Genomic DNA, 13106 nt, shown 5'->3' with positions numbered 1-13106 from the left:
GAATCGGTTGAAAATTCCCCATTTTCATCGCAGACTCTCTCCTTGGAGGAGAGAGAAATTATGGTAAAGAATGGGGAGTTTTACATGATTCACGAGATGAGGAAACGTGGCATGAGTATTACTCGGATCGCGCAGGAAATGGGGAGGGATCGAAAAACCATTCGTAAGTGGCTAAACAAGAAGGAACCTGAATCCTATCAGCGAAAGGTCACTCGTCTCGGCAAGCTGGATCCGTTCAAGGATTACGTTCGCCGCCGAATGGAGGAAGGTTGCCTGAATGCGAGAGTTATCCTGGAAGAAATCAAGGCAAAAGGGTATACCGGTGGGATTACCACTCTGCGAGTCTTCATGAAACCGTTCCGGCCCACCGTCATCAGCAAAACCACCGTCCGATTTGAAACAGATCCCGGATACCAAGCCCAAGTCGATTGGGGACGGTTTACGGTGGACTGGCACGGCAAACCAAAACGGCTCTATGCGTTTGTCATGGTCCTCAGCTATTCTCGCATGATGTATCTGGAGTTCACTGAAGATGAGAAGTTGGATACGCTCATCAGTTGTCACCATCGGGCTTTTGAGTATTTTGGAGGGGGTACGGAGGTGATGCTGTACGACAACATGAAGACCGTTGTGAAAGACAGAGATGAACAGGGCCATCCCGTCTGGAATGAGCGTTTTTCCCGATTTGCCAGCCACCACGGCTTCCTTCTTACGAGCTGCCGGCCCTATCGCGCTCGCACTAAAGGAAAGGTCGAAAACGGAATTGGCTATGTTCGCAAGAACTTTTGGCCGCGAGTTCGGGAATTCAAGGGAGTAGACGATCTGAATCGTCAAGCTCGTGAGTGGCTAAATCAAGTGGCCAACGTGAGGATTCATGGAACCACGCACGTCAGGCCGGTTGACCGCTGGCATGAGGAAAAGCTGAAACCCATGAACCCAACGCCGTTTGCGGTCGTCGACCGTCATGCTCGGAAGGTATCAGCCGACTGCCTGGTATCGTTTGAGGCCAACCGTTACTCCGTTCCCTTCCGTTTTATGGGGCAAATCGTGCATGTCCAGGACGACAAGAACGGACGCATCCGGATTTACAGTGGAGACACACTCATCGCTGAACATCCCAAGGCCGTCCAAAAAGGGCAGCTGGTCATCAACAAAAAGCACTTCGAAGGACTGCGCCCAACCGGTCAACATCGAGTTCCTGCCCCAATGCCCAAACTTGTTGACCGACCAGCCCCTGAAGTGCTGGAACGAAACTTATCCGTGTATGAACAATTCCTCGACGAGGCGGTGAGGCTCCAATGATTGGGCTGCAAGAACGTCTTGAGGATGCCTTCCACCAATTCGGATGGACTCGCATTCCCGAGGTGCTTCACCACCACGCCGAAGAAGCTTCCAAACACAATATATCGTATCTGGAATTTCTGGACAAGCTGCTGCAGGAGGAGTTGGCGGCAAAATGGGATCGGTATATCCGGACCCGGACACGTCTAGCCAACTTGCCCTTTCACAAGACCCTGGATCAATTCGACTTTCGTTTCCAACCATCCATCGATGAACGGCGAATCCGGGATCTGGCGACCCTTCGGTTTATCGAGCACCAGGAGAATCTCATTTTCCTCGGCCCGCCCGGTGTGGGGAAAACACATTTGGCCGTTGCACTGGCTTTGGAGGCGATTAAGCAGCGGTATACGGTGTATTTTACAACCGCCCATGATCTCGTGCAAACGCTTCAGCAGGCCGATCAGAACCATACGATCAAACAAAAAATTCGCATGTACACCAAGCCGCGTCTGTTGATCATCGATGAGATCGGCTATCGCAAGATGGACGAACCGGCAGCCCATTTCTTCTTCCAAATCATCTCCGAACGATACGAGACCGGCTCTATCATCCTGACTTCCAACAAGTCGTATGGTTCATGGGGAGAAATCTTTGGAGACTCTATACTGGCCACAGCCATCCTGGATCGTTTGCTGCATCATTCCACCACAATCAATATCAAGGGGGAAAGTTACCGCATCAAAGAAAAGAAAAAGGCGGGTTTCTTCCGACCAGAAGGGCATGAAGAACACCCAAAGGAGTAGTCCTTGTTTCCGCCCCCTAAGGGGCGTATAAAATAACTCTTACTGGGGAATTTTCGATTGATTTTTTTGAGGAGCTTTCTTTTGATCTTGACACACCCACCCATTCACTTCTCGCACGGTACCCTCACGTCCACTGTACCTCCATGGAACCCCATATCGTACACCATCGTAGCTAACAAATCCGTCTCGGCTGACCTGTCTCGGTTCATGCAAGTATTTTTCCCATCGTTCAGCTGAAGGGATAGGCGACAGATTTTCCTCACGGAGTCGGTCGATGGGACGTTCGCCGGTTGTTCCATGAATACGGCGGTTAATCCGCTCGCACCAGTGTAGGGCTTGTTGATTGAGATCCTGTAAATCAACGAAGCGTTTGCCAGGAAGAAAGTTGTTTTTTACGTATTGAACGCCTCGTTCCACTTTTCCCTTTGTTTCGGGGCGTCGAACTTTGCATACTTTTGGAACAAGCCCAATCGCTGCAGCAAAGTCGGCAAAAAGCGGATGCCAGCGAGGTTTTCGATCATCTCCCATGCCCAGTACGACGGTTTTCATCTGGTCGGTCAGCATTACCTTTGGGATGCCCCCAAAATATTCAAAAGCATGAATCAAGCAACGAAGAAAGCTGTGAATGTCACAACGCTTAGTGAACTCTATATAGGTGGAACGAGAGTACCCCAATACCATGACAAATACCGGCACTTTTCGGACTGTACCGTCCAAATCTACGTAATCACACAGTCCCCAGTCGACCTGTGCATATTCACCAGGTTTCGTCTCGTAACGAAGAACAGCGGGAACTTGTTTGGGAGGACGGAAGTCCTTCACATAGTCTTTCAAGATGGTACGTCCCCCGGTATACCCCTTTTCTCGTAGAAGATCGAATAAAACCTCGCAGTTATAGATACCTTCTTGAAGACGTTCCTGCAGGAACGGTTTATACGGATCAAGCTTGGAACCACGAGATTTACGGGTTCCCTTTTCGGGGGAGAATTCACCCCGGAGATATCGGCGAACTGTATTTCGAGAATGCCCCGTTAGACGGGCAATTTCACGAATACTCTTGCCTTCTGCCCTCATGGTATGTAACGATATCACTATCCCACTCCTTAGCATGTGTCTCCCTCCGAAGATTAACTTGGCCGTTAATTACGAAGGGGATATATTCGCTATGGGTGGGTCATTTTCTTTCCGGCGAACCTGGGTCAATTATATCCCGGCGGTGACACCATCGCTACTACCTTTCCCAATGGAAGGTAGAACCTTTCGTCGATGAAATCGAGACGCATCATTTGCGTACGTTTCTTCGCTACTTGTCGGAAGAGAAAAACTACAAGACCAACAGCATCATTCGGATGATCGCGACGTTTCGCTCCTTCTTCCGTTTCCTCGAACGGGAGGAGTACATTCAGAAAAACCCGAGCAACCGCCTCCAGGCACCCAAGAAGCCGGAGAGCATTCCCAAATACCTGACCAAAGAAGAAATCGAACGGCTACTGTCTGTCGTTGATCAAAACAAAGACAAAGGGAAGCGAATCTACACCATCATCCAAACCCTTAGATATTCCGGCCTGCGCATTTCCGAACTGACCAACCTCAAGATAGAAGATGTCAACTTTGAAGAAGCGTCGATCACCGTATGGCATGGTAAGGGAGACAAATACCGGATCATTCCGCTGCATCCGGAGCTGGCGCCGATTCTTCAAGATTACCTGGAGAATGTGCGGCCGAAGGTCAGCTCCCCTTACTTCTTTGTCACCAAGAAGACGGGGACAAAAATGACTCCCGGCTATATTCGCCTGACGATTCATAAGATCGCCGCAGAAGCCGGGATTACCAAGAACGTGACGCCGCACGTCCTTCGCCATTCCTTTGCGACTTCCCTTTACAAAGATCACGGCGTGGACTTACTACGGATCGGGAAGCTGCTCGGCCATGCTTCGCCGCGGGCGACCTCGATCTACACCCACACCACCCCGGAACATCTCCGGGAAGCATTGGAGAAATTATCGTAGGATGAGGAGGGAACAGCTATGGAGACCAATGAACGCGTGGAAGTGATCATCGAACTGTTTCGGGAAGGCCATTCGGCAGAAGAAATCGCCGATTTGCTCGGATACAAAGGAAAAGGTGGTGTCAGCGGCTACATGCGCCGGCATGGCTACCGCTGGGATTGGACGATCAAAAACTACGTCCCTGATCCTTTGGCGAAGCGCGAACCATCCGAGAATGTGGACGAATCCACCTTACTTTTTAACCCGTCTAAAAGCAATTTGCAAAAAAGTGTAATAGATAGCCAGACTTTGCCGGCAAGCAATGATTTGCAGATCAGCAAAGAACAGCAACTTGATAATGGCAATGTCTTTACAGAAACCAGTAATCCTTTGCAAGAAAATGACGATATCAACGTCGTCGCGTTCCCGAATCAGTCGGGGCAAAATTCCACTACAGCACCCGGTCCTATCTTAGCGCCGGAACTAGTGCGAGAATTACAGGAGATTCTACGAAACAAGGACAAGCTGCTGAACTTGGTCACTGATCGACCGCAACCGCTACATATGAAACGATATAGAGGGCCGGCTGTGACCAAAACCGTGCAAATCCAGGCGCAGCTATCGGAACGATTAACAGGGTTTGTAAACAGTACCGGTTACACGGTGAAGGATGTGGTGAATAAGGCGGTGGAGGAGTTTTTGGAGAGGTATGGGGGATAATGGCCTGAAAGAGCCTATTTAAAAATGGTAATAGAAAGGGCCTACCTTAAGGTAGGCCCCTCTGGTTTCAACTTTCAACAACCTGTTGCAAACATTCAATTACGGTTGTTTTTCAATTGTTACATCTACTTCAACTGTATCTGTAATATTACCTTTAGTAAAAGTAATAGTTACAGTTGCTGTATTATTGTTCTCACTGCTTCCAACCTGTTTTGCCAATGTAACTTTACCATCAGCGTCTACAGCCAAAAGATCCTCACCTGCATCATTTTGACCGGAGACTGCAGTTACTTTTACAGTTACATCGTCATTTGCTGTTTCACCATTTTTCAGCTTTACTACATCAGCAGTAACGTCATCACCTACGGCAACAGCAGCTTCGATAGTTGCAGTTGTTTCATACTTTGCTTTTTCTGCTGCTACATCAGCGGTATCGAGCAGGTCTTGAGCAGCTTGGATATCATCCAGCAGATCTGCCTTTTCCGTTACGGAATTATCCAAAGCATCCACTTTTGCTTTTGCTGCATCGATTGCTGCTTGGTCAACACCCGCAGCAAGAGCAGCTTTAGTTTCATCTGCAAACAGTCCAGCTACTGCAGCTTTTGCTTGAGAAACTTCAGATCCCACAGCATAATCATCTGCAAGAACTGTAATTTCTTTAGCTACATTAAGCACATTGCCGTTTTCATCAGATACGCTACCTACAAAGTTAACTTTGAAGCTTGTTCCATTTTCTACAACAGGATCAAGAGTGATCTCGACTTGTTTTCCGTTACCAACAAGTTCAAGATCAGCTACTGTGTAGCCTGGAACCTCAAAGTCATCCACACTAAGTGTAGATTTCTTCAGAGCTTCAGTGAAGCTTACAGTTACTTTCGTAACATTCCCTTTAGCATCGTAGGCGTAAGTCAGGTCTTTACCGTCAACTTTACCGTCCCCGGTCACATCTGCAAGTTCAGGTGCAAGACCGTCAGCAGCTGTAGCAAGTGTTTTATCCGCAGCAAATTTGTCTCCATACATGGAAACAGACTTCATGGTTGTATTCTTAGTTTTGATTACAGGTTTTGCATCCGTTGCCCATGCTTTTGCTACTCGGAGCGTAATAACCGCACCGTAAGTACCATCGTTCAGTGTTTTATTTTCATACTGTGCAAATACAACATCTTCACCATTAACCGTGAAGTCATCAGCTACAATGGTCTTCATGGGCTTATTGATGGAGAATTGGACGGTACGAGTATCAATGGTCTTCGCGCTGTCTGCAACCACTCCGTCAATGGTTCCTGCAGATGTAGAAACGATCACCTCAGTAAATACTTTTGCCGTTTTATTGCCTGCAAGGTCACGCAGTTGGCCGACAATTACCTTCTTGATGTTGTTAGTAATATCATTGCCCTCGTCATCTTCAACAACGGACGGCAGAGTAATATTCACAGACGTATTGTTCGGACCCACAGCTACTACGGCATCGCTCGGCAACCCTACTTGTACTTTGTCAGTTACCAAAGTGTACTTGCTCTTGTCAAGCAAATCAGTACCATTCATCGGCTCGCTAAAGAAAATGGTGATCTTGTGAGCCTCTTTATCATAGAGACCTTCTTCATTTACAGTAGGAGCAGTTTTATCCGCTACCGTAAAGGAGGTTGTGAATTTATCCATTTCATTCGGCACAACCGCCTTGTCCTTAATGCCTGTTACCTCGATGTTATAAGTAGCTCCTTCTTTCAGGGCAGAGGTAAAGTCAATGGTAGCTACTTTATCTTGGTAGGAAATGCTGTAGCCAGTAACCAGTTTACCGTCTTTATCTGTGATTTTGTAGTTTGCTTTACTATCAGCACCTACAACATCTTCACTAAAGGTCAGGGTCACGCGATTAGCACTTACTACTTTCAGTTCAGTTACAGACGGTTTTGTAGTATCAGCTACTACAGAAACTGTTGTGCTCAGAACTTGGCTGTTTTTGTTACCAAAGTTGTCTTGAACTGCTTCTTTTGCAACATAAATAGTCAAATTGCCTGTAGGCAGCGGATTTTTAAAGGTAACTTTCCATTGTGTTTTGTTGCTACCCGTAACTTCCTCTACGCTTGTTGCTTGGTAATCTGCAGTATTTGCAGTGTGGTAAACAGCTTCTTTGCTCAGACCAGTAATCGGCTCATCGAAGGTAAGTACTACTTCATATTGGGATTCTGCTGTGCCGGATACCAAAGTCGGCGCAGTAGTGTCTTCCGCTACAGTCAGTGGAATGTCCGTTTTTGCAACAAAGAGACCTGCACCGTCTTTTACAACCTTATCTCCATCTGGGTTAACAGTTACAGTGTGATTACCCAGGGACAAGTCACCTGTTTCCAGAATGACGGATTTCGTCGCATAATCAAAATCGCCACGATTTACAGAATACTGACCACCGTCAATCAGGAAGCCACCATCGGAAGTTGCAAATACTGGTTCGCTAAAGAATACTTGCACTTTACCCGGTCCAATCAATTTTGCTTCAACAGCTTGCGGAACAGTCAGATCCAGGAAACTTACTTTGCCACTGAAGTTTGGAATTTTCTTAGTAGCGTCAGTAGCAGACTTAACGTTACTTACTGTAACACTTACAGTCGATTGATTCAGACCCTCAGCAACTGCGTCGGAAGGATCAAGAGTCAGAACTACAGTTTTGCTGTCAACCAAAGTAGCTTTAACTTTGTCTACATTTGCAGCGCTAATAGTGTAATTATTAAGATCCTCAGCAGATTTCTTCTCTACAGCTGCGCCAAATTTCACTTCGATCTGAGAAGCGTTAATAGCACTTACGCTCTCAACTTTCAGCTCGCCACCATCTACCGGCGGCAGCAGGTCTTCATCCTCTTCAGGATTGTAGGAACCAGTACCGTCTACGATGGCGTACGGATTCTTTTCAAAGTGATCCAGACGAGCCGGCTTCATCACTTTGCTCAGATCGCCGTTTGCCGTCAGGATGTCCTGGAACGAAGCAGCATTACCATCAGCGTCAACATAGGTGGTGCTGTCCAGATTATCCACAATTTCGTCAAGCGCCTCGTCAAAGTGATTGAAGAAAGCATCGATGTTATAGTATTTATCTACTTGGCCGCCAACGTAAAAGCCAGCGTCCGGCTTCGCCATAGCGGAAGCAGCCATGCTTGCTACAACAGCTGTCGAGAGTACAGAAAGCACAAGCTTTTTGTTCACGTACTACCCCTCCAGATCTAGATAGGAATTTTGTCTTTTCTGTCTGTTTATCTGTTTATCATAGATGGAGAGACACTTCTAGGCTGACAATCGTGATGTATGTGTTTCTCCTTATTAGCTGAGCATCTGTTACGATTACGAGGCATTGAATCAGGGAGCAGAGGGGATTCCCTCTGCCCCTGTTCATTCCATGCCCTCAATCAAACCTAGATGCGTAGACCCGACTTACTTGGAGATTTTATGGGTGTACTCTTCGGATTTACCGTCTTTGGTCGAGGTGATAACTACTTCAGTCTCGCCCACTTTGCCCAGAACGGTTACTTCGAAGTCACCGTTGTCGTCTGCAGTTGCCTGGCCTTCACGAGTACCAACTTTCACCTTCACAGTTGCGCCTGGTGCAGCAGTACCGGAAACTTTGTACGAAGACAGGACGCCAGGGAGTACATCTGTTACAACCACTTCTACAGATTCTTCGTCAAGCAGGTCAGCCGGCATTTCATTATCATCATCATCTTCATCGTCGCCAACTTTGCCGCCAGCGAACTGTTTGAAGAAGTTGGTGGTGAATTCTTCGAGTTCATCGTCATCGTAGTCTCTCTTCGCGTCATCTACGGAAGATACTTTGATGACGTAGTCCCAGATGTTACCATCGTCGTTGGTTTCTACGAGGATTACGTAGTCGCCTTCGTCGATGCCGTCGCCTTCTTCCATGTCATACGCGTTGATGAAGGCAGTTTTGGAGTTCAGCGTGAAGGTAGCTTTTTTCTTCTCGCCATTTTCTTTGTACTCGAAGTAGAACTTGTTGCTGCCGTCTTTCTTGTCAACGCGAGCAACCGTCAAAGCATCCAGATCTGCTTCTTCCAGTTGAGCTTTAGTTGCCGGTGCGTATTTGCCATCGCCAAAGAAGTCTGCGACATCAAAGTCTTTGGCTCCGTCAACAACTTCGACAACATCCTTCACGATAACTTCGTCGCTGGAGTTCAGGCGGAACGCGATGAAGTCGCCGCGGTCGATGTTTTTATCCAGCAGATCTTCGAAATCGTTGTCCAGTTTGAAGGTTTTGGTCGTTACCTTGCCGGTTTCGCCGTCTTTGGTAATAACCTCGATCTCGTCGTTGTCGCTGCGGCCGCCCAGTTGGGTAACCAGACCGTACATCGTTTTGCTGCCCAGGCCTTTACCAGCTACAACGAAGATTGCATCTACTTCTTCTTCTTCTTCATCTACAGCATAGTATACATCCAGGTCATTCTTGTCAGCGATGTCGGAGAACTTCACTACACCCGGGTTTTTCAGCTCGGAACGTTTACCGGTGATTTCGCCGGTCATGTCGAAGATGGCCGTGTCGGAAGTAACGACATAGAGACCGTCTTTGTCCTTGATGGTTTCATCATCTTCGTCAGCTGCGTCATTCCAAGCTTTGTCTTGCAGGTGTTTCAGCTTGATCGGGAGAACTTTAACTTTCTCTGCATCGCCTTTGGAATTCAGCGTTACTTCCAGCAGCAGGATGTCTTTCTTATCCGGAATAAAGTCTTTTTCGATTTTATCCGGATCTTTTTCGTACGACTTGCCATCTGCATCGTAAACGTCTTCCGGATCGATCGTGATATCCAGCTCTTTGCCTTTCTCGTTGATGATGCCGAATTCGTATTTACCTTTGCTGTACTCGGCTTTGCGAGTCAGGATCGCTTTGAAGCGGCGATCGTCTACGCTGTCCTTGGTTTCGATATGGCGGATACGGCCAGATGCATCCAGGTACAGTTTAACTTCTTCGCCACGCAGGTCGCGAACCAGATCCCAGTTGCCCTTGCCCAGCTCTTTCACATCTTTGTTGGCGTTGTCGGAGTAAGTGGAGCCCGTACGGAAACGATAGGTTTTACCGTCGATTTCCAGACGGTTGTCGCCGTCGTTTCGTACAATTACGCGTTCCACTTTACCTTCAACTACAGTGCTGTTCGCGAATACCAGCAGCTTTTTCTTGTTGCCGTTTGCGTAGTAAACGCTGTACACGTCCATTTCTTTCAGGTCGGCCAGTTTCGCCGGTTTGTTGTCGCGGAATACCAGGAAGTCTACGCCTTCTTCCAGATCTTTCAGCGCGTTGAAGTTGCCGCCATCCAGGTTCTCGATTTTTTTCTTGTCAGCGTCTACTTTCTTGATAACTTCGGAACCGTATTTGTAACCTTCTTTGTTTTGGTCCAGCGTTTGGTCGTCGATTACGTGGATGTAGCTGATTTTGTTGTCTTTATCCAGAACAACTTTGGCGGAGAAGGTGTAACCATCGTTTGCCTTGATGATTTCCTTGATACCTTTTACGTTGCTGTCGTACGGTTGGAAGTTGAACGTAACTTTGGTATCTTCGGTGAAACGATAGGTTTTGCCGCTGCCGTCCAGTTCGATTTCCAGATCGTTCAGATCGGAAGTTTTGCTGATGTCATCCACTTTGAACTTGGACTTGTCGTTCAGGTAGAAGGTGCCCAGACGGTCCATAACCACGTCTTCGTCCTCGGAACCTTCCATCCATACAACGGTGTTTTCCTTGTCGTCCTTGATCCACACTTGTACGTGTTGACCAGCGAACTCGTTCGGGTTGATGCCGTCAGCCACTTTGAACGTGGTGCCTTTGGAGCCCATGCCGGCGTCTTTGCCGCTCAGGATGATTTCGTTGGCTTTCAGGGAACCCAGACCGATAACCGGTACGTTGGTTACGAGCGGCAGTTCGCCTTTGCTGTCGCGAGCCCATTGCATGTCGTATACGTCAACGTCCAGGTACTTGGTCAGCAGGGTTTCGTCTTTCACTTCAAAACGAATGTCAGTACCGAACTCAACTTGCTCCATCAGTTTTACGCGGAGCGCGTTGTCCATCATTTTGAAGATGTCACCGCGAGTAGCCGCGTTGTTCGGAGCTGCGATGTTTTTCGCAATGTTCAGCTTCGCAGCTTCTGCGATCATGTTGTTCGGCCATACGCCTTTAACAGCCGGCTCGTAACCCAGAACGCGAACGATCATGGTTACAGCTTCTGCGTAAGTAACGTTGTTGCCAGGACGGAAGGTTTTGTCCGGGTAACCTTTTACGATTTCTTGACCGGAAGCCAGGTTAACATAGCCAGAGAACCAGTCGCTCGGTTTTACGTCAGTGAAGATGGACTGGTATTGTGCCAGTTTTGCACCTTCCGACATGTTTTTCAGACGAACCATCAGGGTAGCGAACTCGGCACGGTTGATCGGACGATCCACACCGTATTCGCCGTTGCCATAACCGGAAACCAGGTTCAGTGCTGCCAGGCGTCCTACTACTTTCTGCAGATCGCTATCCATTTTAGGAGCTTCGGTGTTGGTGGTCTCCTCGGCAGCGAATGCCATCGGTGCTACAGTAAGTGCGAGTGCACTTGCCAGTACGCTGTTAACAACCTTTTTCATAACCTTGGGTTCTCCTCCTCTGGTATAAACAAATTGTTCTTGGGGAATATTTGTTTTCGATCTATCTCTCTTTTTAAAGCCCGAATCCTGCAAGCGCGTGTCACCTCCTTTCGCAGGACTGCATTGACATTCTTGCTCACATAAATCTCTAGTATTTTCAGTATTGTGTAAACGCGGCAATCCCTAGTGTAACACAGTTGCTAGATTTCGTGAATCTTTTTTACACAATTCCCCGTTTTTCGTGTGACATCCTATTAAACGCCTCAGACCTCAAAAAGTTGCGGTGCCTCCGAAAAAGTTTTTTAATTTTTTTGTGGCCGTTTCTTTCACGTATTATGTATGCAGTGACATCCGCCACACCTCGTATTATAGGACAGGCGGGACGGACTGTCACTCATGAATCTTTTTCCAAATTGCCAAGAAAATTTACTGTTCTTCCGTTACCTTCCTGTAGCTGTCTCGAAGTTTACGACAGCCAGGTTGTAGTTTTGCACGGCCTGTTCGTACTGGTTCTCCTGATCAGCAAGCGCTTCTGCTGCCTGAATCACTTCCAGCGTGGTCGCCAGGCCGTTTTCATAGCGCAGGCTGGTCAGGCGATAGCTCTCTGCCGCCGCTTCCTTGGCCTTTTTCTGGAATTCAACGCTCAGTTTCGCCGCATTCAGGCTGTAGTAGGCTTCTGCTACTTCGCGGGAGACGGTGCGCTTTTGTTCCTCGATCGCCAGCTTTGCCTTTTCCACGTTGTAGCGGGCGATTTTGCCCGGGTACGTGGACAGGGCGGAATACTCCTCAATCAGCTTCACATTCAGTTCGGCCAGACTCAACTCTTCCTGCTTTTGCGTGATTTCGATACGCTGCTGCAGCGCCTTTTCCTGTGCCTGTTGCAGCGTCATCGACGGGGCGGCCACCTGTTTGTTTTCGTTGGACAGCTTCCATTTCTTGTCCAAATCCACCCCGAGGAATTCGTTCAGCTTCATGCGGGCAATCTCCACGTTGTTTTCCGCCGCCGCCAGCGCTGCCTGCGCACCGGCTACGCCCATTTCCGCCTGCAGGATGTCCGTCTTCGCCTTGGTGCCAACGTCAAAATGGGCTTTGGCCACCTTGAGCTGGGTCTGGGCACGCTCCAGGCTTTGTTTCTTCAGATCCAGGTCGGCTTGTGCATGCAGCAGGGCGTAATACAGTTGTTGAGCTCCCAGCTTGATTTGGTTCTCCGTTGCCTGTACCGCCAGCTTGTTCAGCTTTTCCGTCATTTTCGCCTGCGCGCTGGTCACGTATTTTTGCTTGGCGGCGTCCAGCGAACGGACGAATTCGGAAGGGATCTCCGCTACCGATCTGTATGTAAGCTCGGCGTTGACGCTTGCATTCTTTTCGTCCAGGCGGGCCTGCTGCAGCTTGGGATTTGTCTTCAGCGCCTGTTCCACCGCTTTTTCCAGCGTCAGTGTCTCTGCGGCATCTTGCGCGACAGGTTTAGCGGCTGTGTCCGCTTGATTGTTCTGGTTCGAGGGAGTGGTTTGTGTCTGATTGGTCGCCTGAGATGCGGTCCCATCGTTGGCAGACTGGGCCATGGCCCCTGCGCCAATCGAGGTGGCGACAAGCGCAGCCAGCGAGATGGCCAGCCATTTCTTCGGCGAATATGGAAGGTTCATGTTTCTGCACTCCTTTTCGCATTTTTGTCGGTTCCGACAGTACGGAAACTTGGTGGTTTGTC

At 48.4% G+C, this 13106-nt stretch carries 7 protein-coding genes and 1 pseudogene; 4 read left to right on the top strand and 4 right to left on the bottom strand.

Annotation, left to right across the window (positions count from 1 at the left end):
* Window positions 1-60 precede the first annotated feature (60 nt).
* Together istA (ETC00_RS01315) and istB are read left to right on the top strand one after the other, a co-directional pair.
* Window positions 61-1302: an IS21 family transposase gene (istA, locus tag ETC00_RS01315; protein WP_029099486.1), complete on the top strand. Its 1242-nt coding sequence runs from the start codon at window positions 61-63 to the stop codon at window positions 1300-1302.
* On the top strand, window positions 1299-2084 hold the full coding sequence (istB, locus tag ETC00_RS01310) for an IS21-like element helper ATPase IstB (RefSeq protein ID WP_029099487.1): 786 nt from the start codon (window positions 1299-1301) through the stop codon (window positions 2082-2084). Before istA (ETC00_RS01315) ends, istB begins: the two co-directional genes overlap by 4 nt.
* A gap of 99 nt (window positions 2085-2183) precedes the next feature.
* Here the strand turns inward: istB and istA (ETC00_RS01305) are convergent.
* Window positions 2184-3194 (bottom strand): annotated as a pseudogene (gene istA, locus ETC00_RS01305) (IS21 family transposase); the annotation flags it as partial.
* Between the two features lie 161 nt (window positions 3195-3355).
* On the opposite strand from istA (ETC00_RS01305), the gene ETC00_RS01300 reads away from it, so the two are divergent.
* Window positions 3356-4093: a tyrosine-type recombinase/integrase gene (locus ETC00_RS01300; protein WP_371808864.1), complete on the top strand. Its 738-nt coding sequence runs from the start codon at window positions 3356-3358 to the stop codon at window positions 4091-4093.
* An 18-nt stretch (window positions 4094-4111) separates the two neighbouring features.
* Window positions 4112-4792, top strand: a complete 681-nt coding sequence (locus ETC00_RS01295; protein WP_171564149.1) for a helix-turn-helix domain-containing protein — start codon at window positions 4112-4114, stop codon at window positions 4790-4792.
* Window positions 4793-4891: 99 nt separating this feature from the next.
* On the opposite strand, the gene ETC00_RS01290 is transcribed toward ETC00_RS01295, so the two are convergent.
* From ETC00_RS01290 to ETC00_RS01280, 3 genes are all read right to left on the bottom strand, one after another.
* Window positions 4892-7987, bottom strand: coding sequence for an Ig-like domain-containing protein (locus ETC00_RS01290; RefSeq protein ID WP_171564148.1), 3096 nt, complete (start codon window positions 7985-7987; stop codon window positions 4892-4894).
* 225 nt (window positions 7988-8212) lie between these two features.
* Entirely contained in the window at window positions 8213-11494 is a 3282-nt protein-coding gene (locus ETC00_RS01285) for an S-layer homology domain-containing protein (RefSeq protein ID WP_171564147.1), read from the bottom strand.
* 347 nt (window positions 11495-11841) lie between these two features.
* Window positions 11842-13044 carry a TolC family protein gene (locus tag ETC00_RS01280; RefSeq protein WP_171564146.1) on the bottom strand — a complete coding sequence of 401 codons (1203 nt, stop codon included), beginning with the start codon at window positions 13042-13044 and terminating at the stop codon, window positions 11842-11844.
* Window positions 13045-13106: the final 62 nt, after the last annotated feature.

This window comes from Brevibacillus sp. MCWH (genome assembly GCF_013096935.1).
GTDB lineage: Bacteria > Bacillota > Bacilli > Brevibacillales > Brevibacillaceae > Brevibacillus > Brevibacillus aydinogluensis.
This window is presented reverse-complemented; position numbering and strand designations above follow the sequence as displayed.

Bases quoted from the DNA above. Each gene is read 5' to 3' on its own strand.
- ETC00_RS01295 (WP_171564149.1), top strand. From the start codon at position 4,112: ATGGAGACCAATGAACGCGTGGAAGTGATCATCGAACTGTTTCGGGAA.
- istB (WP_029099487.1), top strand. From the start codon at position 1,299: ATGATTGGGCTGCAAGAACGTCTTGAGGATGCCTTCCACCAATTCGGA.
- istA (WP_029099486.1), top strand. From the start codon at position 61: ATGGTAAAGAATGGGGAGTTTTACATGATTCACGAGATGAGGAAACGT.
- ETC00_RS01280 (WP_171564146.1), bottom strand. From the start codon at position 13,044: ATGAACCTTCCATATTCGCCGAAGAAATGGCTGGCCATCTCGCTGGCT.